The sequence below is a fragment of the Xanthomonas hyacinthi genome (assembly GCF_009769165.1).
GTDB lineage: Bacteria > Pseudomonadota > Gammaproteobacteria > Xanthomonadales > Xanthomonadaceae > Xanthomonas_A > Xanthomonas_A hyacinthi.
This window is the reverse complement of the sequence record NZ_CP043476.1, coordinates 2,767,431-2,793,385: the sequence shown is the minus strand read 5'-3', so window position 1 is coordinate 2,793,385 and position 25,955 is coordinate 2,767,431. Positions and strand designations below refer to the sequence as shown.

At 67.7% G+C, this 25,955-nt stretch carries 19 protein-coding genes and 2 pseudogenes; 4 read left to right on the top strand and 17 right to left on the bottom strand.

The window, feature by feature from the left end:
- Positions 1 to 109 precede the first annotated feature (109 nt).
- A complete protein-coding gene (locus FZ025_RS12325; protein WP_146093594.1) occupies positions 110 to 994 on the top strand; it encodes a hypothetical protein in 885 nt (294 codons plus the stop codon).
- A 9-nt stretch (positions 995 to 1,003) separates the two neighbouring features.
- Here the strand turns inward: FZ025_RS12325 and FZ025_RS12320 are convergent.
- Positions 1,004 to 1,175: pseudogene (locus FZ025_RS12320) on the bottom strand (IS1595 family transposase); the annotation flags it as partial.
- Positions 1,176 to 1,246: 71 nt separating this feature from the next.
- Positions 1,247 to 1,420, bottom strand: a pseudogene (locus FZ025_RS12315) (IS1595 family transposase); the annotation flags it as partial.
- A gap of 401 nt (positions 1,421 to 1,821) precedes the next feature.
- On the opposite strand from FZ025_RS12315, the gene FZ025_RS21860 reads away from it, so the two are divergent.
- Positions 1,822 to 1,959, top strand: a complete 138-nt coding sequence (locus tag FZ025_RS21860; protein ID WP_167523857.1) for a hypothetical protein — start codon at positions 1,822 to 1,824, stop codon at positions 1,957 to 1,959.
- Between the two features lie 154 nt (positions 1,960 to 2,113).
- Here FZ025_RS21860 and nagA read toward each other — a convergent pair whose 3' ends face one another.
- From nagA to FZ025_RS12255, 11 genes are all read right to left on the bottom strand, one after another.
- A complete protein-coding gene (gene nagA, locus FZ025_RS12305) occupies positions 2,114 to 3,259 on the bottom strand; it encodes an N-acetylglucosamine-6-phosphate deacetylase (RefSeq protein WP_104558796.1) in 1,146 nt (381 codons plus the stop codon).
- Positions 3,259 to 4,287, bottom strand: coding sequence for an SIS domain-containing protein (locus FZ025_RS12300; protein WP_046979821.1), 1,029 nt, complete (start codon positions 4,285 to 4,287; stop codon positions 3,259 to 3,261). Before FZ025_RS12300 ends, nagA begins: the two co-directional genes overlap by 1 nt.
- A gap of 8 nt (positions 4,288 to 4,295) precedes the next feature.
- Complete coding sequence (locus FZ025_RS12295) at positions 4,296 to 5,363, bottom strand: LacI family DNA-binding transcriptional regulator (RefSeq protein WP_046979822.1); 1,068 nt, start codon at positions 5,361 to 5,363, stop codon at positions 4,296 to 4,298.
- Positions 5,364 to 5,405: 42 nt separating this feature from the next.
- Positions 5,406 to 6,686 (bottom strand): sugar MFS transporter, encoded by a 1,281-nt coding sequence (locus tag FZ025_RS12290; RefSeq protein ID WP_104558797.1) that lies wholly within the window; start codon positions 6,684 to 6,686, stop codon positions 5,406 to 5,408.
- A gap of 38 nt (positions 6,687 to 6,724) precedes the next feature.
- Positions 6,725 to 7,447, bottom strand: coding sequence for a GntR family transcriptional regulator (locus tag FZ025_RS12285; RefSeq protein WP_208803806.1), 723 nt, complete (start codon positions 7,445 to 7,447; stop codon positions 6,725 to 6,727).
- Positions 7,448 to 7,551: 104 nt separating this feature from the next.
- Positions 7,552 to 8,706, bottom strand: a complete 1,155-nt coding sequence (locus FZ025_RS12280; protein ID WP_046980514.1) for an acyltransferase family protein — start codon at positions 8,704 to 8,706, stop codon at positions 7,552 to 7,554.
- A complete protein-coding gene (locus FZ025_RS12275; protein ID WP_053057318.1) occupies positions 8,703 to 11,057 on the bottom strand; it encodes an alpha-N-acetylglucosaminidase in 2,355 nt (784 codons plus the stop codon). The genes FZ025_RS12280 and FZ025_RS12275 overlap by 4 nt, the downstream gene beginning before the upstream one ends.
- A gap of 4 nt (positions 11,058 to 11,061) precedes the next feature.
- A complete protein-coding gene (galA, locus tag FZ025_RS12270; protein WP_104558799.1) occupies positions 11,062 to 13,947 on the bottom strand; it encodes a beta-galactosidase GalA in 2,886 nt (961 codons plus the stop codon).
- A 111-nt stretch (positions 13,948 to 14,058) separates the two neighbouring features.
- A complete protein-coding gene (locus tag FZ025_RS12265) occupies positions 14,059 to 16,758 on the bottom strand; it encodes a TonB-dependent receptor (protein ID WP_046980516.1) in 2,700 nt (899 codons plus the stop codon).
- A 1,228-nt stretch (positions 16,759 to 17,986) separates the two neighbouring features.
- Positions 17,987 to 18,406 carry a VanZ family protein gene (locus FZ025_RS12260; protein ID WP_208803805.1) on the bottom strand — a complete coding sequence of 140 codons (420 nt, stop codon included), beginning with the start codon at positions 18,404 to 18,406 and terminating at the stop codon, positions 17,987 to 17,989.
- Positions 18,394 to 19,578, bottom strand: a complete 1,185-nt coding sequence (locus tag FZ025_RS12255; RefSeq protein WP_046980520.1) for a class I SAM-dependent methyltransferase — start codon at positions 19,576 to 19,578, stop codon at positions 18,394 to 18,396. The genes FZ025_RS12260 and FZ025_RS12255 overlap by 13 nt, the downstream gene beginning before the upstream one ends.
- 54 nt (positions 19,579 to 19,632) lie before the next feature.
- Between FZ025_RS12255 and FZ025_RS12250 the strand changes: the two genes are divergently transcribed.
- A complete protein-coding gene (locus tag FZ025_RS12250; protein WP_104558800.1) occupies positions 19,633 to 20,367 on the top strand; it encodes a pteridine reductase in 735 nt (244 codons plus the stop codon).
- Between the two features lie 103 nt (positions 20,368 to 20,470).
- Here the strand turns inward: FZ025_RS12250 and folK are convergent, their stop codons facing one another.
- Positions 20,471 to 20,995, bottom strand: a complete 525-nt coding sequence (gene folK, locus FZ025_RS12245) for a 2-amino-4-hydroxy-6-hydroxymethyldihydropteridine diphosphokinase (RefSeq protein ID WP_046978891.1) — start codon at positions 20,993 to 20,995, stop codon at positions 20,471 to 20,473.
- A gap of 95 nt (positions 20,996 to 21,090) precedes the next feature.
- Here folK and FZ025_RS12240 point away from each other — a divergent pair, with 95 nt between their 5' ends.
- A complete protein-coding gene (locus FZ025_RS12240; protein WP_046978874.1) occupies positions 21,091 to 21,930 on the top strand; it encodes a proteasome-type protease in 840 nt (279 codons plus the stop codon).
- Between the two features lie 155 nt (positions 21,931 to 22,085).
- Here the strand turns inward: FZ025_RS12240 and FZ025_RS12235 are convergent, their stop codons facing one another.
- Genes FZ025_RS12235 through FZ025_RS12225 form a run of 3 tightly spaced genes read right to left on the bottom strand, consistent with a single transcriptional unit; the run spans position 22,086 to position 25,855 of the window.
- Positions 22,086 to 23,600, bottom strand: coding sequence for an ATP-binding response regulator (locus FZ025_RS12235; RefSeq protein ID WP_046978875.1), 1,515 nt, complete (start codon positions 23,598 to 23,600; stop codon positions 22,086 to 22,088).
- 6 nt (positions 23,601 to 23,606) lie between these two features.
- Positions 23,607 to 24,047, bottom strand: coding sequence for a response regulator (locus FZ025_RS12230; protein WP_039006037.1), 441 nt, complete (start codon positions 24,045 to 24,047; stop codon positions 23,607 to 23,609).
- Positions 24,044 to 25,855, bottom strand: a complete 1,812-nt coding sequence (locus tag FZ025_RS12225; protein WP_046978876.1) for a sensor histidine kinase — start codon at positions 25,853 to 25,855, stop codon at positions 24,044 to 24,046. The genes FZ025_RS12230 and FZ025_RS12225 overlap by 4 nt, the downstream gene beginning before the upstream one ends.
- Between the last annotated feature and the right edge of the window lie 100 nt (positions 25,856 to 25,955).

Genomic DNA, 25,955 nt, shown 5'->3' with positions numbered 1-25,955 from the left:
ACTATGATGAGCCCATCACAATACGCTAAAAGACATTAAAGGAGCCGTTGAAATCCGAGCGACAGCAAGCGCTTGAATTTCACTCTTTATTCCACTCCGAAGGGCCGAGATGAAAAAATACTTAATCCCCGTCGCAGTGGGAAGTTCGATTTTTTTCGCTGCAATCTATTTTTCCGCATTCCACCTAAAAAAAATAAACAATGAAACCCATCCAGACAAAAAGAGCGCTGACCTAGCGATTTCATCCCCCATCCAAAATACAGAAAAAAAGAAATTTGATTCAGGCAATGCCAACCAAATCAAAGCATCGCGCTCCACAGAATATTACCTGAAATTCGAAAGCATAAAAAATAAAGCAACCGAAGGGGATCCCAAAGCGCAGTTCGAATTATCTAAAATTTATGACCGATGTTTTCCGGTAAGTATTTCATCAACGAAATTCTTATCCAGTATAAAAGCCATGGCCGCCCAGGCCGGCAATGCTGCAAGCGCGATGAACGCAACGGCAAAACGCATTGCAGATGACTGTGCGCTGATCGAAGGGGGATCAATAATTCCGCTGGAAGCACAGAAAGAATGGCTGAAAGCCGCTGCCGCATCAGGAGATATTTCCGCAAAAATCAAGCTGCGCAATATATACCCTGCCGAATCGAAAGAAAATATATCTGAACTGATAAATGAATCCATAAAAAGCAAGGATCCCGAAGCAATATTCGAACTCAGAGAGTTACTCTCACAACCACAGGAATCGGACCTTGGAGAATTTGAATCGGTTTCCGGCGATGCCATATCAGCATATGCCTGGGGCATCGTTGCATGCCAAATGGGTGCGGAATGCGGAGCTGAATCTGCGATCGTTGATGGGTATTGCTTAAATGGTGCTTGCGGCTCCAATTATGAGCAATTGGTTCGCAATTATTTACTCCCAAACGGCGCAACAAATAAACTAAACGAAAAGATAGATTACATTAACCGCATAATTAGACCTGATTAGCCCTGACTCTCAGCTGTGGAAATTGCTCGCCGCACGCAGAACCGGCTCTGGACAGGGTTTGCACCGTCATCGCCGTGGCGAGTCGTGGCAGCATCTCGCGCAGGCAGAATCGGCGATTGAAACGGTAGGCCGCCTCGGCCAGATAACGTCTTGCGTAGTTGCCTTGCGCGATGGCGTGATAAGCGCAGATCCTGCGACTGCTGGCTGAAGGTCAGGGCTAATCAGATAATTAGACCTGATTAGCCCTGACTCTCAGCTGTGGAAATTGCTCGCCGCACGCAGAACCGGCTCTGGACAGGGTTTGCATCGCATCATCGCCGTGGCGAGTCGTGGCAGCATCTCGCGCAGGCAGAATCGGCCATTGAAACGGTAGGCCGCCTCGGCCAGATAACGTCTTGCGTAGTTGCCTTGCGCGATGGCGTGATAAGCGCAGATCCTGCGACTGCTGGCTGAAGGTCAGGGCTAATCAGATAATTTAGATAACAATGGGGATTTTGATATGCTCACTGCAAAGCGCACTTGGCTTTCCATCTTTCTGTTGACCGCAAGCCTTACAGCAATAGCAGCAATCGTTAGCATAGACTCAAGAAAGGCACCATATAATCAAGTAGCTCCGGCGCAAGGGGTCGGCGCATCTGATATTCCCGAAGTACGTCAAGCTGGCATGTTGGGCTTGGTGGGAATGTATCGAATTTCCAAAGGCATTACTTCATTGCCGAATGGATCTACTGTGACAGTAATCTGGAATGATGGCTCCACTGAAAAAGCAACCATCGTTTGCCAATCGGGCACACCATGTGTGCAACCCATTCCTGGCTCTTTGACGGGTGGTGGCGGTGGCGGTGGCGGTGGCGGCGGTGGCGGCGGTGGTGGTGGCGGTGGCGGTGGCGGTGGCGGTGGCGGTGGTGGTGGTGGTGGTGGTGGTGATCTATCGCCAGGCTGCATCGGCAATTGCGGTGTTGTGACTGTCGGTCAGTCTTGACCAACGTATAGTCAATTACAAAATTAAGCCGCATGCATATTTGTCGGCTTACACATAGGAACCACGCCCACTTAATCCGCGCGCATGCGCGGATTAGTTTTTGCTTGCACTCAAGCTATATGCTTGGCGCATCCAGGCTACTCCACCGCCCCACCAATCCAGGTCTGCCGCACCTGCAGCGCGTCGTCGAGCAGCACCAGGTCGGCCTGGTAGCCGGGCGCGATGCGGCCGTAGCGATCGTCCAGGCCCAGGCATTGCGCCGGATACAGCGAGGCCATGCGGGCCGCCTCGTCCAGGGTCACGCCCAGCCATTGCACGCTGTTGCGCACTGCGCTGGCCATGTCCAGCGCCGAACCGGCCAGCGCGCCGGCGGCATTGCGCACCACGCCATCCACCGCGGTGATGGTTTCGCCGTACAGGTCGAAGCTGGGGCTGTCGGCGCCGACCATCGGCATCGCGTCGGTGACCAGGAACAGCGTGCCGCGCGGCTTGGCCGCCAGCGCCACGCGCAGGCTGGCCGGATGCACGTGCACGCCATCGACGATCAGCCCGCACCAGGCGTGGCGGTCTTCCAGCGCGGCGCCGACCGCGCCGGGATCGCGTCCCTGCAGCGGCGACATCGCGTTGTACAGATGGGTGAAGCCGCACACGCCCGCATCCAGGCCGGCACGGATCTCGTCGTAGCTGCCGGCGGTGTGGCCGGCGAACACGCGCGCGCCGGCAGCGGCCAGGGTGCGGATACTCGCGGCCGGCAGCCGTTCCGGCGCCAGCGTGATCAGGGTGACGCCGTTGTCCAGCGAGGTGGCCAGCGCCAGTTCGGCGGCATCGGGCACGCGGAACTTGTCCACGTTGTGGGTGCCCTTGCGCGCCGGCGCCAGGTACGGCCCTTCCAGGTGGATGCCGAGCACGCCCGGCACGCCGGCGGCGATGGCCTGGCGGGTCGCGGCGATCGCCACGCGCATCACCTCCAGGTCGTCGCTGATCAGCGTCGGCAGGTAGCCGGTGGTGCCGTAGCGGCGGTGCGCCTGGCCGATGCGGCGCAGCGCCGCGACGTCGGTGCGGTTGTTGAACAGCACGCCGCCGCCGCCGTTGACCTGCAGGTCGATGAAACCCGGCAGCAGCGTGCCGCCGCCCAGGTCCAGTTGCGTCGTCGCCGCAGCCACGCGCGCGTCGCCGTCGTCGAGCAGCGCGGCGATGCGCCCGCCGTGCAGCAGCACGCTCACGCCATCGAGGAAGCCGTCCTCGCCGAGCACGCGCGCATTGCGCAGCGCCGTCGTGGTCATTACACCGTCTCCGTCACTTTGTTCAGATGCGGCGGCAGATCCGGGTTGTAGCCGCGGCGCAGCGCCAGCGCGTTGATCGCGCGGTAGAAGCTCTGGATGGTCAGCAGCGGCGCGCACACCGGGTGCGGCGCGGCGACCAGCGGCAGATCGCCGTCGGCGCCGGCCAGCCAGACCTGCGCGCCACGGCCGCGGAATTCCTCGGCCAGGCTGCGGGTGCCGGCGCCGGTTTCGTCGGGCTGGGCGAAGGCCAGCGCCGGGAAGCCGGGGCCGACCAGCGCCATCGGCCCGTGCTTCACTTCCGCCGAGCTGTAGGCCTCGGCATGCAGGCCGCAGGTTTCCTTGAACTTCAGCGCCGCTTCCTGCGCCGCGGCCAGGCCCAGACCGCGGCCGAGCACGAACAGATTGTGCGCATCGACCAGGCCGTCGGTGAGTGGCCGCCAGTCCGCCTGCCAGGCCGCGCGCAGCGCCGGCGGTAGCGCGTCCAGCGCGGCGTACAGCGCCGCATCGTTCTTCCAGTGCGCGCCGAGCTGCAGGATCGCCGCCAGCGAGGCCAGGTAGCTCTTGGTCGCCGCCACGCTCTTCTCCGGGCCGGCGCCGAGCGCGATCACCGTCTCGGCCAGTTGCGCCAGCGGCGAATCCTCGACATTGACCAGCGCCACCACGCGCGCGCCGGCAGCCTTGGCGGCCTCGGCGTTGCGCAGTAGATCCGGGCTCTTGCCGGACTGCGAGATCACCACGTACAGCGCGCCGCGCAACTGCAGCGGCGAGGCGTACACCGAGCCCACCGACGGCGAGGCCGAGGCGGTGACCACGCCGAGCTGGGTCTCGAACAGGTACTTGGCATAGGTCGCGGCATGGTCGGAACTGCCGCGTGCGCAGGTGACCACGAACGGCGGCGGATCGGCGCGCAGCGCCGCGGCCAGCGCGCTGACCACGGCATGGTTGCGCGCGAACTGCGCGGCGACGACATCGGCGGTTTCCGCCGCTTCGCGGAACATCAGGGTTTCGGTTTCGGTGGGCAATGCCATGGGCAGGGTCATGTGGGATCGGGGGAAGGAGGGCGGCGGGAATGCGGCTGCATCGGCGCGGTGGAGCCGCGCACCACCAGCTGCGGCACGAAGCCCCGGTTGTGCATCGGCGCCGGATGCTCTTCGTAGGCGTCGCTGCGCAGCTGGCTGATCAGCAGCCGTGCGGCGTGGCGCGCGATGTCTTCGGTGGCCTGCTTGGCGGTGGTCAGCGCCGGCCACGACTGGCGCGAGAACGGGCTGTCCTCGAAGCCGGCGATGGACAGGTCGTAGGGCACGTTCATGCCGGTCGACTTGGCCGCGGCGAGCACGCCGGCGGCGATCTCGTCGTTGGAACCGAAGATCGCGGTCGGCGGCTCGCGCAGCGCCAGCAGCCGCCGCGCGCCGCGGAAGCCGTCGTCGAAGGTGTAGTCGCCGGGCACCACCAGGTGCTTGTCCAGGGTGATGCCGTAGTCCTTCAGCGCCGCCTCGTAGCCGGCGTAGCGCTCGCCGCTGGAGCGGTGCGAGGTGCCGCCCCACAGGAAGCCGATGCGCTGGTGGCCGAGCTGGATCAGGTGCTCGGTGACCTCGTAGGCCGCATCGCGGTCGTCGACGTAGACGCAGGGGCCGTCCTTCGGATCTTCGGTGGCGGCGATGATGCGCACGGTCTTGATCCCGCGCGCGGTCAGCGCCGCGACCAGTTCGGCGCGCTCGGACATCGGCGCGGTCAGCACCAGCCCGGCCAGGCGCGAGCGCTGGGTCCATTCGGCCAGTTCCTCGGCCAGCATCGGCGAGGTCGAGTCGCAGGGATGGATCTGCAGGCCGAAGCCGGTCTCCCGGCACGCCGCCAGCACGCCGTTCTGCACGCCGATGATGTGGTATGGATTGGGGTTGTCGTACACCAGCCCGATCACGAACGGGGTGCCGCTGCGCAGGTTGCGCGCCGACGGATCCGGTTCGTAGTCCAGCTCGGCGATGGCGTGCAGCACGCGCGCGCGCGTGGCCTGCATCACCGACGGTTCGTTGTTGATGACCCGCGACACGGTCTTCAGCGACACCCGCGCCCGCTCGGCGACATCTTTGATGGTGGGTCTACGCATACTGCGGTCCTGCACGTCGGGAAGTACGCCCATGATGCGCGATCACGCGCGGGCGGAGGCTTGACCGGCGCGGTGGCCGACCAGGGAATAGAACAGGATGTACAGGTAGCACGGCACCATCAGCAGCAGGAACACCAGCTGGAAGTCGAAGTGCTGCTTCAGCACCGCGAACAGCTGCGGGATGATCGCGCCGCCGACGATGCCCATCACCAGCAGCGCCGAACCGATCTCGGTGTGCCGGCCCAGGCCCTTGATCGCCAGCGGGAAGATCGCCGGCCACATCATCGCGTTGGCGAAGCCCAGCGCGGCGACGAAGCCCACCGAGACGTAGCCGTGGGTGAAGTAGGCGCCCACGCAGAACAGCACGCCCAGGCTGGCGGACACGCTCAGGTAGCGCGCCTGCGAGATCAGCTTGGGGATCAGCAGCAGGCCGGCGACATAGCCGGCCAGCATCGCGCCCAGGGTGAACGAGGTGAACAGCTTGGTCTGGTCCAGCGGCAGGTGGAAGCCGTTGCCGTAGGTGCCGATCGCATCGCCGGCCATCACTTCCACGCCCACGTACACGAACAGGCACAGCACGCCCAGCCACAGGTGCGGGAACTGGAAGATGCTGGTCTTCTGCGCGGGACTGCCGGCACCGACCGGGGCGGCGTTGACCTCCGAGGCCTTCAACTCCGGCAGCGGCGAGAACAGCACGCCGATCGCCACCAGCACCAGCACGCCGGCCATCACCAGGTACGGCAGGTGGATCTTGGCGGCGAACGCGGTGAGCAGCGCTTCCTTGGCCACCGGGTCGGCGGCCTGCACCTGCGTGGCCAGGTCGCCGACGCCGTGCAGCACCAGCGTGCCGATCAGGAACGGCGCCAGGATGCCGGCGATCTTGTTGCAGATGCCCATCACCGCGATGCGCCGCGCCGCGCTCTCGATCGGGCCGAGGATACTGATGTACGGGTTGATCGCGGTCTGCAGCAACGCCAGGCTGCTGCCGATCACGAACAGGCCGGCCAGCGCGCCGGGATAGAAGCGCTGCGTGGCGAACTGACCGAACGCCGCCGCGCCCGCCGCCATCACCACCAGGCTCAGCGCCAGGCCCTTCTTCATGCCGGTGCGCTTGAGGATCCACGACGACGGCAGCGCCAGGAAGAAGTACGACAGGTAGAACACCATCAGCACCAGGAACGCATTGACCTCGTTGAGGTCGAATGCCAGCCGCACGAAGGTGATCAGCGGGCCATTGATCCAGGTGAAGAAGCCGATGATGAAGAACAACAGCCCGACGATGGCGATCGAGGCGTAGGGACTGGCAGGCCGTGCGGTGGTCATGGGCGGGCGGGCTCCGGAAGGGCGCGTGGGTCGGTCGATCAGCGTCGCAGTTCGGCGACGAAGTCGTAGTAGTCGTTGTGGCAATAGGTATCGGTCAGCTCGATGGCGCTGCCGTCGCGGGTGTAGCCGACCCGCACCACGTGCAGAATCGCCTCGCCTTCCTTCATGCCCAGGTGCCCGGCCAGCCGCGCCGGCAGGTTGATCGCACGGAAGTACTGCAGCGCGCGCACCACCGGGGTGCCCTGCGCGTCCAGGTAGGCGTACAGCGAATCGCCGATGGCCAGCGGATCGGGCACGGTGCGCTGCGGCAGCACCGCTTTTTCGTAGGCCATGACCCGGCCGTCGGCGCTGCGCAGGCGGGTCAGCGCCGCCACCACGGTGTCCGGCGACAGCCCCAGGCGCAGGATCTCTTCGCCGTGCGCCGGGCGCACGCGCCGCTCCAGCCAGCGCGTGCCCGGCTCCAGGCCCTTCATGCGCAGGGTCTCGCTGAAGCTGGCCAGACCACTGAGCTGATGCTGGATATGCGAGGTGATGAAGGTGCCGGCGCCCTGCCGGCGCGAGACCAGGCCCTGTTCGACCAGCGCATCCACCGCCTGGCGCAGGGTCACCCGCGACACCTGCAGCTGCTCGCACAGCTGGCGCTCGGCTGGCAGGGCCTCGCCGGGCTTCCATTGGCCACCCTTGATCGCCTCGACCAGCTTGCTCGCCAGTTGCAGGTACAGCGGGGTCGGCGCGCTCGGGTCCACGGCCAGGCCGGCCAGTCTGGGGTCGGCTTCCGGCTTGGGCTTGGTCATCGTGCTCCCTCCGGACCGTATGGATTCATTATGTCCAATATAGTACCAATCTGCGGCCTATGCACGCCGGGTCAGAGCCGCAGGTACAGGCGCCGCCGGTCCATCCACCAGCCCACCGCCCAGCACAGCAGCGTGTACGCCACGGCGCAGGCGAGGCTGCCCCAGGGGCCCGGCAGCAGCCGCTGGAATACCGCGATGCCCACCCATTGGTACGGGTCCATTCCACTGGCGCCGACCTGGACCAACCGCAGGCTGATCACGAACAGTTCGGAGAACAGGTAGATCGCCAGCGGATTGCGCCCGAGCACGGTGAAGAAGCCGCTCCCGGCCTGCCAGCGGCGCACTTCGATCGCCCATAGCAGCGCGCCCAGCAGCAGCTGGTCCAGGCCGACCGTCAGCAGCACGAACGAGCCGGTCCACAGCTTCTTGGCCAGCGGGAACCACGGTTGCCAGGCCAGGGCCAGCAAGGTCAGCGCGATGCCGGCCAGCAGCAGCCAGCGCACCGTGCGCGCCTGCTTGCCGACGCGGCGCACGTACAGGCCGGTCAGATAGCCGGCGATGACATTGACCGTGGCCGGCAGCGTGCCGAGCAGGCCTTCCGGATCGAAGCCGCCATCCTTGCGGTACAGCTGCGCCGGATCCAGCAGCCACAGGTCCAGGCGCGTGCCGGCGTTGCCGAGCTTGCTCAGTTCCGCGCCCGGCTGGCCCCACAGGTACAGCGCCGCCCAGTAGCCGAGCAGCAGCGCGACGCAGGCGGCCAGCAGGCCGCGCGGCGGCAGCCAGCGGCACAGCAGCGCGGCCAGCGCGTAGCACAGCGCGATGCGCTGCAGCACGCCCGGCACCCGGGTCTGGTCGATCGCGGTGAAACTCCAGGCGCCGTCGACGCCGTGGTGCACGAACGGAAACCAGTACATCAGGAAACCGAGCAGGAAGATCAGCGCGCTGCGCTTGCCGACCCGGCGCAGGAACGCGCCGAGCGGCTGGCCGCGGTCCAGCGCGAAGCTCATCGCGTTGCCGACCGCAAACAGGAACGACGGGAACACCAGGTCGGCGGCGGTGAAGCCGAACCACGGCGCGTGCCGCAGTTGCACGAACGCATCGGCGCCGGCACCCGGCGTGTTGACCAGGATCATCAGGAAGATGGTCAGGCCGCGGAACACGTCCAGCGACAGGAAGCGTTCGCGCGACGGCGCCGCGGCGGGAAGGCTCACGGAGGCGGCGCTCATCGGGCATCCACCTGTTGCAGCAGGCGGCGCACCGCGGCGACCGGATCGGCTGGCGCCTGCCGCGTGTAGTGCATGTCACGCGCGACCCAGGCCTGCTCCCACGCGCGCAAGCGCTGCTGCAACGCGGCCTCGTCCACAGGGCCGCCGCCGACCGCCGCCTCGCGCAACGCCTGCAGCGCCAGCGCCCAGCGCGGCAGGTAGTAGTCGGCGTACATGCCCTGCCAGGCCTTGGACGCGTAGTCGCCGAGGTTGCCCTCGCCGCCCCACACGCTGACCTGCGCCTTGGCGTCGCGCCGGTAGTAGGCCGCGTCCTGCGGCGTCTTCGCATAGCCTTCGGCATCGCCGAGCCAGCTCGACAGGGTTTCCTGCTGGCCGCCGACTAGGCCGTCGAGCTGCTGCACCGCCACCTGCACGCGGGCGAAGGCGGCATCGCCGGCGGCGACGTCGCCGCGCTTGTACGCGGCCACCGCCTGCTGCAACTGCGCATCCACGCGGCCAGTGGCGTAGTGGCGCGCGAAGTCGACCAGGTCATAGCGGTACAGCGGCGCGTCGGCGTACTCCGGCGCCAGCGCCAGCAGTTGGTCCAGCGCGCGGCGCAGGCGCGGCGGATCGCCGGGCGCGCCTTCGAATTCGCCGATGTCCAGCGTCGGCCGCTTGAACAGCAGGTAGGCGCCGGCACGGCTGCGCCACCAGCGCGGCGTCCAGTAGCGCGTGGACAGCACCGAGACCTGCAGGTCGTCCCAGGCCGCGCGCAACGCCGGCGAGGTATGCCCGTAGCGGGCGCGGGTGTAGTCGCCGAGCCAGTCCTGCAGCGGGCGCTGCTGCGCGCCCCAGGCCAGCGCGTACATGTATTCGTAGACCACCGAGTTGGTGTGCAGGCCTTCCGGAAATGCGCCGAAGCCGACCAGCTGCTGTTTGTCCTTGTCGGCAAGCAGCGCGCGCAGATCGTCGCGGTAGAACGCCAGGTCGCCGTACACCGGATTGCTGCCGCCGTAGTTGTGCACGTAGCCGTAGATCCACTGCTTGCCGTCGAACGCGTCGGACAGTTTCCAGGTACCCGGGTAGCGATCGTTGCCGATGTCCAGCACCAGCAGCTTGTCGTTGGGCACCTCGCGCAGGAACGCGGCGATCGCCTGCGGCGTCCAGAAATGGCGGTCGGCGCCGAACAGCCAGCCCTGCATCACCCACACCGCGTCGGGGTTGGCGCGATGGATCGATGCGTACAGCGCACGTCCGTAGTCGGCCAGGCGCTTGTCGCGCTGTGCCGGCGACACCTCGGGCGGTACGGTCTTGGCGGTGTTGGCGGTGCTGTCGCCATAGCTGGCCAGGCGCGCGTCGCTGCCGTCGGCGGCGATCGGCGGCAGCATCTCGTTGAACGCATCGGCCAGGTAATAGGTGCCCTTGCCGTAAGTGCGGTCGTAGAGCTGGATGAAACGCTGCGCGATCTTGGCGAACAGCGGATCGGCCGGATCCAGCCAATAGGTTTCGTGGAAGCCTTCCCAGGCGCGCATGCGGTAGATGCGCGCCTGCGGATGCGCCTGCGCGAACGCCTTCGGCACGTAGCCGGCGAAGGCCGGCAGCACCGGCTTCATGCCCAGCGCGCGCATGCGCTGCAGGATGCGCTGCTGCAGCGCGTGCTTGTCCTCGATCCACTGCTGCGGCAGCGGCGCGTCGTAGCCTTCGATATTGCCCATGCGCTGCCACGGCGCGAACGCCGGACCGGAGAAATGCTGCGCCAGGTCCGCGTCGGCGACGCCGAACTCGCGCCACAGCATCTGCCACACATAGTCCTGGCCTTCCATCGCCAGCGGCATGTCGATGCCGTGCAGCGCCATCCAGTCGATCTCGCGTTCCCAGCGCGCCCAGTCCCACCACGGCGTGGTGTAGCCGTAGGTGCACACATTGAGATAGGCGCGGTAGGCGAACGGCGTGACCACACGCTGCCCGCGGAAATCGGCATAGGCCGCAGGCAGCGCGACGCGGCTGCCCTCCCAGCTCACCGAGGCGGCGCCGATCGATTGCAGATAGCTGTAGGCGCCGTGCGCCAGCGCCACTTCCGAGGAACCGGACACGCGCAGCGTGCCGGCGTCGGCGGCGATCTGGTACCAGTCGTTGCCGCTGCCGCGCGGCTGCCGTTGCAGGGTCAGCGCAGCGGCGCGCGGGCCGAGCGTGCGCAGCAGCACGCCGCGTGCGGCGTCGCCCTGCGTGTCCTGCGCCGCCGCGGCGAACGCGCCCGGCGCCAGCAGCACGCAGGCCAGCAGCAGTGCGACCTGCACACGCAGCGGCAACGCGCACACGCGGCGCAGCCAGGCATGGCCGTGCGGGACGGCATGGCGGAAAGCTCGTTTCATTCGATCAATACTCCACTATCGCGACATCGTCGAAGCCGAAAGGCATTCCGGCCGTCACCTGCATCACCACCGCCAGCACCCGTTCGCCGTCCGCAGGCGGCAAGCGCAGTTGCGCCTGCTGCCCCTCGGCGACGTTGGCGACCAGCTGCCGGTCCAGATACACCTGCGCCGCGCCGGTCGCGCGGCCGAGCCGCAGCCGGCCGCCGCGCTGCTGGATCCCGGCCCAGGGCGTGAACGCGGTGCGGTACAGCACATAGCCATCGCGCTCGGCGCGCGTCTCCAGGTTGCCCGGCTGGCAGAAGCTCCAGCTGTTGTTGTCGTTGGGCGCGCGCGGCAGCGCCGGATCCGGCGGCGCGGCGAACGGCAGCGTGCGCCGCCAGCCGGGCACCACCATCGCCGCGGCGGCCGGCGGCAGCGACGGCGGCAAGGCCACCGCATCCAGGCCGATCGTGGCCTGCGCAGATCGCAGGCCCGGCGCGCGCGCCTCGATGCGCAGCCGGCGCTGGCTGGTGCCGGCCTCGACGATGGCCTGCGCCAGGCCGTTGAACAACTGCACCTGCGGCACGTTGTCGGCCGCGTGCCGGTTCGGATCGCCGTTGCCGACGCCGAGCAGGCGACCGCCTGCGACCTGCAGCGCGATCTGCGCATCGGCGAACGGCACGTGGCGGCCTTGCGCATCCACCGCTTCCAGGGTGATCGGCTGCGCGTCGCGACCATCGCCGCGCATCCGCGCGCGGTCCGGCGTCAGCCGCAGCGCGACCGGCGCGCCGACCGTCTGCACCCGCTGCCGCGCCACCTCGCGGCCATCGCGATACGCCACCGCCTCCAGCACGCCGGGCGCGTATGCGACCTGCCAGGCATTCATCTCGATCCGGTCCACCGCCTGCCGCCCTTGCGACTGGCCGTTGAGCCACAGCTCCACCTGCTGCGCGTTGCAGAACGCCATCACCTTGATCGGCGTGCCCTCGCGGCCCGGCCAATTCCAGTGCGGCAACAGTTGCAGCACCGGCGCAGCGTCGATCCACTGCACCTGGCGCAGCCAGTAGGCGCCCTTCGGGAAGCCGCACAGATCCATGATGCCGAAGAACGAGGACACCGACGGCCACTCGAACGGAGTCGGCTCGCCGCGATAGTCGAAGCCGGTCCAGACGAAACTGCCGGCGAGATACGGGCGCTCGTTCACCAGCTTCCAGGACGTGCGATGGGTGTTGCCCCACGGCGCGGCGACCGAATCGTCCTCGGCGATGACGTGCGCGTCCATGTCGGTGAACCAGGCGCCGCGGGTCTGGAACGCGCTGGTGTCCTCGCTGGACAGCAGCGGCGTGTGCGGCATCGCCGCGCGCACCCGGTCGTAGTTGAACTGGCGGTAGTTGAAGCCGACCACGTCCACCGCATCGGCGGCATTGCGCTGGGTCAGCATGCCGTCGTTCATCGCCGCGGTCACCGGGCGGCTGTCGTCCAGCTCGCGCACCAGCGCCACCGCGCGGCGCACCATCTGGTAGCCGGCGGCGGTGCCCTGCATCGGCTCCTCGTTGAACACCGACCACAGGAACACGCAGGCGCGGTTGCGGTCGCGGCGCACCAGCCAGCGCAGCTGCGCGGCGTAATCGGGCGCCGGATTGAACACGCGGTTTTCGGCCATCACCAGCATGCCCAGGCGGTCGCAGACATCGAGCAGTTCGCTGGCCACCGCGTGGTGCAGGCGGATCGCATTGCAGCCCAGCGCCTTGAGCCGGCGGATGCGGAATTCCAGCAGGCTGTCCGGCACCGCCACGCCGACCCCGGCATGGTCCTGGTGCAGGCAGGCGCCCTTGATCTTCAGCGGCCGCTCGTTGAGGAAGAAGCCCTGCTGCGCGTCGAAGCGCAGCGTGCGAAAGCCGATCGCGCACTCGCGCCGATCGCGCTCGCGGCCATCGCTGCGCAGCACCGCCGCGACCCGGTACAGATGCGGCGCGGCCACGTCCCAGCGCTGCGGCTGCCGCACCTGCAGTTCGACCTGCGCCACCGCCTGCGCCAGCGCGCCGACCTGCAGCGCGCTGCTGCCCTGCGCCATCAGCGTGCCGTGCGCGTCGTACAGCGCCACCTCCAGCAGCGCCGCGTCGGCCTGCTCGCCGGCATTGGCGACGGTGACCGCAACCGGCAGCGTCCAACGTTCGCCGTCGCCGATCCGCGGCACCGCGTGCACGCCATCGCCGACGATATGCAGCGCATCGCGCACCGCCAGCCAGGTGTGCCGGTAGATGCCCGCGCCTTCGTACCACCAGCCGTCCATCGCCTCGGCATCCACGCGCACCGCGATGCTGTTGAGGTCCTGGCCGTAACGCGCGATCGCGCTCAGGTCGATGGCGAAGCCGTCATAGCCGCTCCAGCTGCGCGCCATCAGCAAGCCGTTGACCCACACCGTGGCGCGGCTGGAAATGCCGTCGAAACGCAGTTCCAGCGCCTTGCCGCGCTGCGCCTCGTCCAGCCGCAGGCTGCGCCGGTACCAGCCGATGCCGCGGCGGCGATAGCCCTGCGCCACGTTGGCGCCGGCCTCGATCGGCTGCTCGATGGCGAAATCGTGCGGCAGCCGCAGCTGCCGCCATTGGCTGTCGTCGTAATCGCCCGCGGCCGCGCCCCAGGCCTTGCCGGCCTTGGCGTTGTCGTAGCTGGCGTCCTGGCCGACGATCGGCGGAAACGGGATGTCGCCTTCGTGGAAGCGCCAGCCTTCGTCCAGGCACAACAGGCCGGGATCGACCGCCAGCGTCAGCGCCGGCACCGCAGCTGCGGCGGTGCCGGTGGCGGTGGCGGCGATGCCGGCATCCGCCGCGCTACCCGCCCAGCTCAACCGCGGCGCCGCCAGCAGCAGGCCGGCGCCCGCGCCGCCTGCCAGGAATTCTCGTCGTTGCATGCGCTCGCCTTAAAACCTGTGAATGCGATCGGGATAGGCCACGTTGCCATGCCCGGCGCCAGCGCGGCGCCGGGCAGGCTGCGGACTACCCTGCAAGCGACCGTACCGCCCTCACAGGATGTCCCACTGCATCGACACGTAGAAACTGCGGCCGGTGACGCCGGTCATCTGCCAGCGGCTGCTGATGTCCTTGTACGCCTCTTCCTTCTTGTCGGTCAGGTTGAGTCCGCCGAGCTGGAAGCTGAGCGTGTCGGTGGCCTGGTAGCCGAGCACCGCGTCGAGCTGGGTGCGCGCCTTCATGGTGTGGCCTTCGCGGGCGAAGAAGCTGTCGCTGCTGTCCTGCTCGTACTCGCTGCGGTGGTTCAGCGACAGCCGCGCGGAGAACATCGCGTTCTCCCAGTAGCCGGTGGCGTTCCAGGTCTTCTCCGACAGGTTGCGGATCTTGAAGTCGGTGTCGCGCTGCGGGAGTACCCGGGTGAAGTTGGCGGTCAGGCCGAAGCCGGCGATCGGCAGCCACGCATCGAACGACTGCGTCCAGCCCAGCTCGTAGCCCTTGATCTTGACCTTGCTCGGATCGTTGCGGGTGGCGGTGATCTCGTAGATGTTGCCGCTGCCGTCCACGCAATCGCCGGAACTGTTGCTGGACAGCGCCGCGCCGTTGAACGTGGCCGGGCAGACGATGCTGTTGAAGGTGCCGTTCTTGACGTTCTTCCAGAAGCCGGCCAGGGTCAGCCCGCCGCCTTGGCCGTAGTACCACTCCAGGCTGAGGTCGGCCTGGTCGGCGGTCAGCGCCTTCAGGTCGGTCTGGCCCAGCGACACGTCGTAGGTGGTGGTGCCGCCGGTGTTGCTGCCCGACGAAATGGTGGTGGCGATGGCGGTGTTGCTGTCCAGGATCGGCCGCACCAGCACCTTGCCGGCGGCGAAGCGCAACAGCAGGTCCTCGCGCAGGTCCAGCACCAGGTTCAGGCTCGGCAACCAGTTGTGGTAGTCGTACGGCGCGCGTTCGGTGCCGACCACCTCGTTGGCGTCCTCGCTGTACTGCGAAGCGGTGGTCAGGTAGGTGTCGGTGGTGCGCCTGGTGTTCTCGTAGCGCACGCCGACGTTGCCGCGCAGACGCATGCTGCCCAGTTCGGTGTCGATCTTGGCCAGCGCGTAGGCGGAGAAGATGTCGTTGCGGATGTGGTAGCTGGCCTGCGGCGCGAACAGCACCGGCACGGTGATGCCGGAAGCGGCCAGCGCGTCGGCGTAGGCGTACACGTCCGGCGCCACCCAGCCGCTCTGCGAGGCCAGGTTGCCGTCGAGGAAGTTGCTGACGCTGGAACTGGCCGCCGACAGCTCGGGGAACATGGCGTAGCCGGAGACCGCGCCGGAGTTGATCAGGTACAGGAAATCGCGGCGCCAGACGTTGCGGTCGAAGGTCTCGCGGCGGAACTTGGTGCCGAACTTCACCGAGTCCAGGAAGCCGGCGCCGACGTAGCGTTCGGCATCGAACTGCAGCGACCATTCCTTGTTGCTGAGCTTGGTGATCGCGCCGTTGGGGTATTCGTCGCGCACCAGGTTGGCCTGGTCCCAGGCGCTGGCGTCGTTGGCGTCGGCATCGGTGGTCAGCGAGATCGCGCCGGGATTGGACATGTCGAACAGCGTCGCCGACGGCAGGCGGCCAAGGATCACCGCGCGCTCGTCCTCGTCGGTCTTGCCTTCGGTGTAGTTGGCCACGCCGCTGAAGGTCCACGCGTCGCCCTTCCACTTGGCGTCCCAGGTCAGCAGCTGCGAAGTGAGGTCGTGGCGCTCGAGCTGGCGGTTGTTCTCCAGCCAGTAGTTGGACGCCGACACCTTGGTCGCGGTCAGGTCCTTGGTCTCCAGCACGGTGAGGTAGTTGCGGTCGAAGGAATAGACCAACTGCTTCATGTCGTTGTCGGTCTTGTCCTGCGAGTACAGCGCCGTCAGGTTCATCTCCAGCCGGTCGTTCGGCTTCCACTGCAGGCCGGCGGTGAGCATCTTGCGGTCGGTCTCGCGCTCGATCGAGCGGTAGCGCGGGCGGCGCGGGATGTACACGGTGCCGTCGTCGGTGTCCTGGGTGTACCAGCGGTCGATCCACAGGTAGTCGGCGCGGTCCTTGAGCTTCTGGTAGCCGGCGTTGACGAACACGCCCAGTTCGCCGCCGTCGGCCAGATGGAACTGGTCGATATAGGTGAGCACCGCCTTCGGCGTCGGCGCGCCGCCGGCGAACTCGGAGTACTGCTCCTTGGCCGACAGGATCAGCTTGCGCTGCTTGTAGTCCAGCGGCTTGGTGGTCTCGATGTTGACCGTGCCCGACAGCCCGCCGGCGTCCATGTCCGCCGACGGCGACTTGATCACCTCGATCGCCGCGGCCACTTCCGGCTGGATGATGTCGTAGCGGAAACCGTCGGTGAAATCGGCGCTCTTGATGGTCTGGCCATTGATGGTGGTGGCCGAATACTGCGGGCCCAGGCCGCGGATGCTGATGGTCGAACCGCGGCCGTTGATGGTGGAGATCTGCACGCCGGGAATGCGCTGGATCGCCTCGGCGATGTTCTCGGCCGGGAACTTGCCGATGTCCTCCGAAGAGATGCCGTCGGTCATGCGCGCGTCTTCGCGCTTGTTGTCCAGCGCGGTGATCAGGCTCTTCTGGTAGGAGCTGGTGACGCTCACCGTATCCAGCTGGGAGATCGAATCGGATGCGGGCGCTTGCTGCGCCTGCGCTCCGGCACTGAGCAGACCGAACGCGATGGCGCTGGCGAGGACGGACAGGGAACAACCGTGCGGACGGGAGCGGGCGGCATATGGCATTGGGCTATCCTGGTTGATGGCTGATCGGCACGGCACGTCTGACATCCAGCGGCAGCGATCGGCAGGCAGCACCCTCCATTGCGCCCGACGCGACGCGCAGGGCGATGCCGTCCGTGCGGGCACGGAGTCGATGGAGCGTGCTGTCTGTTGCTGCGCCTCGTGTTGCGGAAGGCGCGTCCCCGTCCCTACCCCGGAGCGGGCGCTTGCTTGCTGCTGCTGGACTCTGATCGATCCCGAATTGGCAAAGACCAATTCCAGGCGCTTCGATTCTTATGGTCTTAGAAAGATTGTGTCAACGCCGCAAGGCCCACAATCGCCAAATGGCGCCTGGACTCGCCACGGAATCCAAAAAAATCCCTTTTAAATCAGCATTTTGATAATCGAAAATATTTTCTGCGCGGCCCGTTTCACGCATCGTTGTCACGATACCTATGTCGCACCAATTCTACGAATGAGACCAATTTTGTGCGCCGCGCCATGACTGCGCCGCGTTCTCATTTGCACGGCGTCGCCAGGGTCGCCGTGATCCTCATAACTCTTTGATCTATAAAAATTCCTGGCACTTCGACGGCAGCCTCCCGGCACCGGTATGGCTTGCGCGCAGCCGGACCAGCACCAGACGAATTTTCCGAAAAGGACTTGATATCGTTGTCATCGCCTCGCAAGAATCGGTGCGCACGGGGTGGGGCCGCGCATACGCGGCGCAAAAGCGGGACAGGGGAGGCATGCGATCGCAATGCTCCGTCCGCGCCAGTCGCGTGCCGCACTCGGCACGCCGTTGCAACGACCGACACTTTCCGCGCCCTGCCCGCCAGCGTGGCCGGCGCGCGGCGCGCTGGCGCCGCCGTCTGCCGCAGATGCCCACGGCGAGAACAACACCGGCGCTCGCCAGCCCTGCCCGTCGCGCAACAGCGTGGCCTTCAGGCCCTGCCTACTAGCCTTCAGGCCCTACTACGAGAAAGGACCGTGGAATGCACGACTGAGCCTGAACTGGCGCGACAGCGATCAAGTCGCTGTGGGAGCGACTTCAGTCGCGACGAGCGAAGCGGCGGGCCTGCCGAGTCCGATGCAGTCGGGACTGAAGTCCCTCCCACAGTGCATGCAGTCGGTCACAACGGCGTTCCCGCATCTAGATGCTGGACGCAGTCGGGGCTTTTTTTGAAGCCCTCCCACAGTGGCCCCGGCAAACTTTGCAGGCAGCCGGATTCCCACGTGTTCGTGAGCAGCCTCAGCCGCGCGCGCGCCGCCCCGCGCCGGTCTCCAACCGCCACAGCAGATCGCGCAGCGGGGTCAGCGCGGTGGCCATTCCCGCCGCCACGCCCAGCGCATCGGCCAGTGCGTCGAATGGATCGGCCGAACGCGTCGTGGTCCACGCGCCCTGCGCGAACTCGATGCCGATCCCCAGCAGCAGCAGGCCCAGCGCCGCCCAGCGCCAGGCGCGCGGCCCGGCGTAGACCTGCACCGCGCCGGCCGCCAGCAGCAGGTAGGCGGTGAAATGCTCGGCCTTGTCGCTGTCCGGCAGGTCGGACAGCTGCGGCGGGTGCGGCATCATGCACACATAGATCAGCGCCAGCACGCCGAGCCACCACAGGCCCAGCCACAGCCAGGGCCGGCGGAATGCGCGCAGCGCCGCCATCACAGCCGCCAGGTCAGGTCGCCGGCCAGGAACGCCGGCGCCAGCGACACGTCGCGTTCGAAACCCATCACCTGGAAGCGCTCGCCCATCTCGCTGGGCAGGGTCAGCCGCTTCACCTGCTCGCGCAGGCGCAGGCGGCCGCGTTCGTCGCTGCGCGCCTCGGCCTCGGCCAGCAGCGCATCCAGGCCGTTGCCGAGCAGGAAGCTGGCCTGGGTACAGTAGCCGCCAAGCGCGAAGCCGGCGCCGGTGCCGGCCTCGGCCAGCGCGGTGAAGTCCACCGACGCGGTCAGGTCCTGCAGGCCCGGCCACAGGTACGGATCGGCATGGGTGCGATGCCGATAGAACGCGCGCAGGGTGCCGTCGTCGCGCTGCGGCAGGTAGAACTCGCCGCGCGGATAGCCGTAGTCGACGAACAGCAGCGCGCCGCTGCGCAGGCCGCCGGCCACTGCCTGGATCCAGTACGGCAGCTGCGGCAGCAGTTCGGAACGATAGCCGTCGGCGAACGGCGCCTGCAGGTAGCGTTCGATATGCCGCACCGCCGCTGCCAGCAGCGGATCGGCCGGCTGCTCGCCGCGGCGGAAGCGGCCTTCGCCGTCCAGGATCACGGTTTCCTCGAACACCTCGCCCTCGCGCAGGGTGAAGCGCGGCGTCGGCAGCGCATCGATCACCTCGTTGGCGAACAGCACCCCGTTCCAGGCGTCCTCGAACGGCCGCTCCAGCCACTCCACCAGGTCGAACACCGGCGGGATCAGCGCGCGTTGCAGGCGTTCGCGCTGGCGCGCGCGCAGATCGGCGCTGGGCTCCAGGATCGCGTAGCGCTCGGGCAGCGCATCCAGCGCCAGCAGGCGCTTGAGCATCACCTCGGCGAACGCGCCGCTGCCGCCGCCCACTTCCAGCATCCGCGCCTGCGGCCCGAGCTGCTGCAGCACCGGCGCCAGCGCGCTGCAGACGGTGGCGGCGAACAGCGGCCCCAGCTCCGGCGCGGTGACGAAGTCGCCGTCCTCGCCGAACTTGCTGCTGCCGGCGCTGTAGTAACCCAGGCCCGGCGCGTACAGCGCCAGCTCCATGAAGCGCGAGAACGGGATCGCGCCGCCGCCGGCGGCGATCTCGGCGCGCAGATGCGCGGCCAGGCGGTCGCTGTGGGCGAGCGCGTCGGCGTCGGGGGTGGGAAAGTCGATAGGCATGCGGCGCTGGATTGCGTGGACAATGCACAGCATAGCCGAGCGTGGAATGCACACATGACCGAGACCAAAGTCGCCCTGATCACCGGCAGCGCACGCCGCATCGGCGCCGGCATCGCGCGGCGCCTGCATGCGGCCGGCTATCGCGTGGCGCTGCACGCGCATACCTCGCAGGCCGAGCTGCAGGCGCTGGCGCAGGAGCTGGAAGGCGTGCGCGCCGGCAGCACCCTGGCCCTACACGCCGACCTGCGCGACGCCGCGCGATTGCCGGCGCTGGTGGCGCAGTGCGTGCAGCATTTCGGCCGGCTCGACGCGCTGGTCAACAACGCCTCCAACTTCTACCCCACTCCGCTGGCCGAGGCCACGCCGGCGCAGTGGGACGACCTGTTCGCGGTCAACGCGCGCGCACCGCTGTTCCTGGCCCAGGCCGCGGCTGCGCAGCTGCGCGAACACCACGGCGCGATCGTCAACATCACCGACCTGCACGCCGAGCAGCCGCTGCGCGCGCACCCGCTGTACAGCGCGGCGAAGGCGGCGCTGGCGATGCTGACCCGTTCGCTGGCGCTGGAACTGGCGCCGCAGGTGCGGGTGAACGCCATCGCCCCCGGCGCGATCCTGTGGCCGGAAGCCGGCAAGGACGGCGCCGCGCAGCAGGCTTTGCTGGCGCGCACGCCGCTGGCGCGGATCGGCCGGGTCGAGGAAATCGCCGAGGCGGTGCGCTGGCTGCTCGACGACGCCGGCTTCGTCACCGGACAGACGCTGCGGGTGGATGGGGGGCGGGGCCTTTCTTGAAGGCTGGGAATGGGGAATGGGGGAGCGCGCCTAGGCCAGTCGTTGCTGAGATCCACTCCTTACCGCGCCATGACAGCCCGACGACCCGGCCCGGCGTCCGCCTTTACCGATTCCCCATTCCCTCTTCCCTATTCCCGGCTTCATCACCCAACTCCACCCCCTCGAACGCCTCCCCGAACTGCGCATGCGCCTGCCACAGCGCGCCCAGGCTGCGGCCGCTGAGCGGGTCGACGAAGTCGGCGGCGATGTCGGCCAGCGGCTTGAGCACGAAGGCGTGGCGCAGTTCCGGGCGCGGGATGCGCAGGTGGCCGGGGCCTTCGACGATGCGATCGCCGTAGAACACCACGTCGATGTCCAGGGTGCGGTCGCTGAAGCGCGGGCCGCCACGGTCGCGCCCGTGCGCGTCTTCCAGCGCATGCAGCCACGCATCCAGCGCTTCCAGCTCCCACTCGGTGTGCAGCGACACGGCATTGTTCAGGAACGGCGGGCCGTCGAATCCGACCGCCGCGGTGCGGTAGGTCGGGGACACCGCGATCGGGCCGAAACGCTGGCGCAGCGCGGCGATCGCGGCGTGCAGATGGTATTGCGGGCGCAGATTGCTGCCCAGGCTGAGGAGCACGGTGGTCATGCGATATTCGCGCATGCCGCGGCCGCGAGCGTCAACGGGTAGCCAAGCCCGTCCCCCCCGCATAGAATCGAAACGCACTGATCTCCGGCAGCGACATGACTTATTGCGTAGGCATCGAAGTGGACGAAGGCCTGGTCTTCGCCGCAGACACGCGCACCAACGCCTCGCTGGACGACGTTCGCGTGCATCGCAAGCTGCATGTGTTCGAGTATCCGGGGCAGGCGGTATTCGTGCTGATGTCGGCCGGCAACCTGGCCACCACCCAGCTGGCGATCTCCAAACTGCAGCGCGACGCCGACGATGCGGACGCGCCGCGCAGCCTGCGCTCGTTCCGGCATCTGTTCGAGATCGCCGAGTACGTCGGCGAGGTGCTGGTCTCCAGCCAGGTCAAGCTGTCCGACCAGTCCCAGCACAGCGGCGTCAGCGTGCAGTCCACGCTGATCCTGGGCGGACAGATCGCCGGCGAGCGGCCCGGGCTGTACATGATCTACCCGCTGGGCAACGCCATCGCCACCTCGCCGGAGACGCCTTACCTGCAGATCGGCGAGTCCAAGTACGGCAAGCCGATCCTGGACCGCATCATCCGCCCGGAGATGCAGCTGGAGGATGCCGCGCGCACCGCGCTGGTGTCGCTGGACTCCACCATCCGCTCCAACCTGTCGGTCGGCATGCCGATCGACCTGGCGCTGATCCGCCGCAACGACCTGCGCGTGACCGAGCGCCTGCGCCTGGAAGCGGACACGCCGCTGTACTCGGAAATCCACGACACCTGGTCGCGCAAGCTGGAGAACGCGGTGCGCACGCTGCCACGCTTTCCGTGGGAGCCGGCCATGGCCAGCGAAAGCGAAACCGACAACCGCGGCAGCCTGCCGCCGCTGCCGCCGCGCCGCGTCCCGGCCCGGCGCGACCCGGAAGACCAGTCGTCCCAGCAGTGAAGCGGGGATTGGGGATTCGGGATTGGGGAATCGTAAAGGCAACGGCAACAGCGCCTGACCGATGACCTCAGCGGAAGCGGTGCCTTTGGCGTACGCGTTGGGGTGTAGGGATTCGCTTTTCCAATTCCCTATTCCCCATTCTCGATTCCCAGCTTCTAGCCACTCTCCAACGCATGCGCCACCGCGCGGAACACGCGCTGCATCTGCAGCGGCTTGCGCAGCACGTGCACGGCGATGTCGCGCGGGAAGTGGTCGCGCTGCAGCGCGGTGCCGGCATCCTCGAGCACGATCGCCGGGCCGCGGTAGTCCAGGTCCTGCAGCGCCAGCAGCAGGCTCACCGCCGACAGCAGGATGATGTCGCTGTCCACGATCAGCAGATCCGGCATGCCGTGCTCGCGCACGGCGCGCAGCGCCGCGGCGCCGTCGGAGGCCAGCTGCGGCCGGTAGCCCTGGCTGGACAAGGCATTGCCGAGCAGCGACAGGCGCGTGGCCTCGCCGTCGACCAGCAGCACGCGCTGGCCCCTGCCCATCGGCATCGCCGGCTCCGGCTCGGCCGAGGGCGCGTGGCCGCGCAGCGGAATCAACAGTTCGAAGCAGCTGCCCACGCCCGGGGTGCTGTCCACGCCGATGCTGCCGCCGTAGCTTTCGACGATGCGCTTGCACGAGATCAGGCCCAGGCCGGTGCCGTCGGGCTTGGTGGTGAAGAACGGACTGAATAGCTGCGCCTGGGTGTCCGCGTCCATGCCCACGCCGGTGTCGCGGACCAGGATCCGCACCTGCTCGCTGCCGTCGGCGCCGATCGCCGGCGCCGCGGAAATGGCCAGGGTGCCGCCATTGGGCATCGCCTGGATCGCGTTCAGGCCGAGATTGAGCAGGCATTGCTGCAGTTCGGTGTAGTTGGCCTCGATCGACAGCTCGGCGTCGGCCACCTCCACCTGCAGCCCGACCCGCTCCGGCAGGCTGCTCTTGAGCAGCATCTGCACCGCCTGGAACAGGCCGGCGATGGACACCCGCTCGCTGGGCGTGCGCGAGCCGCGCACGAACGACAGCATCGACTCGGCCATCTCATGGCCGCGCCGGCCGCACTCGGCGATGACCTCGGCCAGGTGCCGCAGCTGCGGATCGTCGCTGCGCCCGATCATCAGCTCCGGCACGATCAGCAGCGGCTGCAGGATGTTGCGCAGGTCGTGGCTGAGGCCGGCGGCCAGCAGCGCCAGGCTCTCCAGCCGCTGCGCGCGCATCAGCTCGCCCTCCACCCGCTGCCGCTCGCGCTCGCTGCGCGCCTCGCGGATCGCGCGTGCCACCGCCGACGGCAGCCGCGTCGGGTTGTGCTTGATGATGTAGTCGTTGGCGCCGTCGCGCAGCGCCTGCACCGCGGTCTCCTCGCCGATGGTGCCGGAGACGAAGATGAAGGGCACCGACGTGCTGTGCTCGCGCAGCACGCGCAGCGCCTGGTGCCCGGAGAACTCCGGCATGCTCAGGTCCGACAACACGATGTCCGGGGCGAACTCGCGCAGCGCCGCGCGCAGCGCGGACTCGCCTTCCACACGGCGGAAGGTCGCCTCCAGGCCGGCATCCAGCAGCTGGTCGGACAGCAGCTCGGCGTCCTCCGGGGAATCCTCGACCATCAGGATCCGGAGCAGTCCGAGCTTGGTGCCGGTCATGGGCATGCGCGCCTACTCTTTGTCCGGCGCCTGGTTGATCAGCGCCCAGAACGTGCCCAGCGTCTTCACCGCGGTGAAGAACTGGTCCACGTCCACCGGCTTGACCACGTAGGCGTTGACGCCCAGGTCCCAGCTGCGCGCCAGGTCGCTTTCCTCGCGCGAGGACGACAGGATCACCACCGGCAGGCGCTTGAGCGATTCGTCGGTGCGTACCAGCTTGAGCACTTCCAGCCCGTCCATGCGCGGCATCTTGATGTCCAGCAGCAGCACCGCCGGCAGGCCGTCCTCGCGGTCGGCGTAGGCGCCGCGGCGCAGCAGGTAGTCCATCGCCTCCACGCCGTCTTCGACATGCACGATGGGATTGGCCAGGCGCGCGTCGCGCAGCGCATCGACCGCCATTTCGGCATCGGCGGGGCTGTCCTCTGCAAGCAGGATGGTGCGGATGGCGGTCATGCGGTCAACTCGTTGGGAGGCGCTTCGAGCGCGGGGAGTAACACGAAATGGAAGGTCGCGCCCTGGTCCGGCGCCGCATCGGCCCAGATATGGCCGCCGTGGCGGGCCAGCACCCGGCGCACGCTGGCCAGGCCGATGCCGGTGCCGGCGTATTCGCTGGCCTTGTGCAGGCGCTGGAACACGCCGAACAGCTTGGCCGCATAGGCCATGTCGAAGCCGGCGCCGTTGTCGCGCACGCTGAAATGGTGGCTGCCGTCGGGCTGCAGCCGGTAGCCGACCTCGATCGCCAGCACTTCGCGCTTGGCGCTGTACTTGACCGCGTTGCCGAGCAGGTTCAGCCACAGCTGGCGCATCATGTTCTCGTCGGCGACCAGGATCGGCAACGGCGCCACGCTCCACTCGATGCGGCGGCCGCTGCCGGCGTGGTCGGACTGGAAGTTGGCATCCAGCACCGAGCGCGTCTCCGCCACCAGCGACTGCATGTCCACCGCCTGCAGGCGCAGCGCGCTGCGGCCCAGGCGCGAATACACCAGCAGGTCGTCGATCAGCGAGGCCATGCGCCGCGCCGAGGTGCCGATCACTTCCAGATAATGGCGGCTCTTCTCGTCGGCGCCGTCGCCGAGGTGGCGGGCCAGCTTGTCGGCGAAGCCGGCGACATGGCGCAGCGGCGCGCGCAGGTCGTGCGAGACCGAATAGCTGAAGGCCTCCAGTTCGCGATTGACCTCCGAGACCTGCTCCACCTTGCCCTCCAGCTGCCGGTTCAGGAGCTGGATGCGCTGCTGCGAGGCCTTGTGCAGGCTGATGTCGCTGACCGTCATCAGCACCACTTCGTCCTCGCTGTCCGGCAGCGGCATGCGCCGCGCGTTCAACAGCATGGTGCGGCCGACGCCGTCGGCGCCGCGCTGCTCGTGTTCGAAGTCCCACAGCTCGCGTCCGCGCAGCAGCACGTCGGCCAGGCGCTGGCGCACGAGGGGGTCCTGCCAGGCGCCGTCGCCGACCTCGGCCAGCATCTTCGGCGCCGGCTCCGGGTCCAGCCCGTACAGTTCGCCGAAGGCGGCGTTGTGCATCAGCATGCGCTGCTCACTGTCGAGCAGCACGATCGGCTCGCGCACCGTCTGCAGCACCGCGGCAGCGCGGGCATTGGCACGCAGCATGTGCCGCTCCGCGTCCAGGCGCCGGCCGGTCTGCCGCTGCAGCAGCCAGATCACCAGGCCCAGCAGCAGCAACTGCACCGCCAGCGACACCCAACTGATCGCCGAGGCCAGCATCCGCCGCTGGTCGGCATCGGCGGTGCGCTCGGCCAGCAGCGCGTCCTCGCGCCGCTGCAGTTCGGCGACCAGGCCGCGGATCGGATTGTCCGCGGTCATCTCCTGGATCAGCGCACGGATCCGCTGCGGGTCGCGGTTGTGGGCGATGCGCGCGGCCAGCAGGCCGCGGCGCTCCAGGGTGCTCTGCAGGCGGCCGATGCGCACCTGCTGGTCGGGGTTGTCGCGGGTCAGCGCGACCAGGCGCGCGATGGTCGGCGCGATCGCGGCGCGCGACGCGCTGAAACGGATGCGCAGGATCGGCGAGTCGACGTCGTGCGCCATCGCCATCGCCGCCGATTCCATGTCGCGCATGTTCGCCTCCAACCTGCTCAGCGTCGCGGTGACCTCCTGGCTGTGGCTGACCCAGTCGGCCGCATGCAGGGTGCTGTCGCTCATCTGCCGCAGCAGCAACGAGGGCAGGATCACGATCAACACCACGGCTAACGCCAGCAGCGGCAAGCGCCAGCGGTCCCAGGCGTCATGTTTGGCGGTGATCTGCATACCTGTTCATGGAAGATGGGAACGGCAGCGACACCGAGAGGCGGGCATTGCCGCCGATCCCTGCCATCGCACGATGCATTATTCAGGCTTTGCGCAACTC

Coding starts and splice junctions, on each gene's coding strand:
- FZ025_RS12325 (WP_146093594.1), top strand. CDS start 110: ATGAAAAAATACTTAATCCCCGTCGCAGTGGGAAGTTCGATTTTTTTC.
- nagA (WP_104558796.1), bottom strand. CDS start 3,259: ATGACCACGACGGCGCTGCGCAATGCGCGCGTGCTCGGCGAGGACGGC.
- FZ025_RS12300 (WP_046979821.1), bottom strand. CDS start 4,287: ATGGCATTGCCCACCGAAACCGAAACCCTGATGTTCCGCGAAGCGGCG.
- FZ025_RS12295 (WP_046979822.1), bottom strand. CDS start 5,363: ATGCGTAGACCCACCATCAAAGATGTCGCCGAGCGGGCGCGGGTGTCG.
- FZ025_RS12290 (WP_104558797.1), bottom strand. CDS start 6,686: ATGACCACCGCACGGCCTGCCAGTCCCTACGCCTCGATCGCCATCGTC.
- FZ025_RS12280 (WP_046980514.1), bottom strand. CDS start 8,706: ATGAGCGCCGCCTCCGTGAGCCTTCCCGCCGCGGCGCCGTCGCGCGAA.
- FZ025_RS12275 (WP_053057318.1), bottom strand. CDS start 11,057: ATGAAACGAGCTTTCCGCCATGCCGTCCCGCACGGCCATGCCTGGCTG.
- galA (WP_104558799.1), bottom strand. CDS start 13,947: ATGCAACGACGAGAATTCCTGGCAGGCGGCGCGGGCGCCGGCCTGCTG.
- FZ025_RS12265 (WP_046980516.1), bottom strand. CDS start 16,758: ATGCCATATGCCGCCCGCTCCCGTCCGCACGGTTGTTCCCTGTCCGTC.
- FZ025_RS12255 (WP_046980520.1), bottom strand. CDS start 19,578: ATGCCTATCGACTTTCCCACCCCCGACGCCGACGCGCTCGCCCACAGC.
- FZ025_RS12250 (WP_104558800.1), top strand. CDS start 19,633: ATGACCGAGACCAAAGTCGCCCTGATCACCGGCAGCGCACGCCGCATC.
- folK (WP_046978891.1), bottom strand. CDS start 20,995: ATGACCACCGTGCTCCTCAGCCTGGGCAGCAATCTGCGCCCGCAATAC.
- FZ025_RS12240 (WP_046978874.1), top strand. CDS start 21,091: ATGACTTATTGCGTAGGCATCGAAGTGGACGAAGGCCTGGTCTTCGCC.
- FZ025_RS12235 (WP_046978875.1), bottom strand. CDS start 23,600: ATGCCCATGACCGGCACCAAGCTCGGACTGCTCCGGATCCTGATGGTC.
- FZ025_RS12230 (WP_039006037.1), bottom strand. CDS start 24,047: ATGACCGCCATCCGCACCATCCTGCTTGCAGAGGACAGCCCCGCCGAT.
- FZ025_RS12225 (WP_046978876.1), bottom strand. CDS start 25,855: ATGCAGATCACCGCCAAACATGACGCCTGGGACCGCTGGCGCTTGCCG.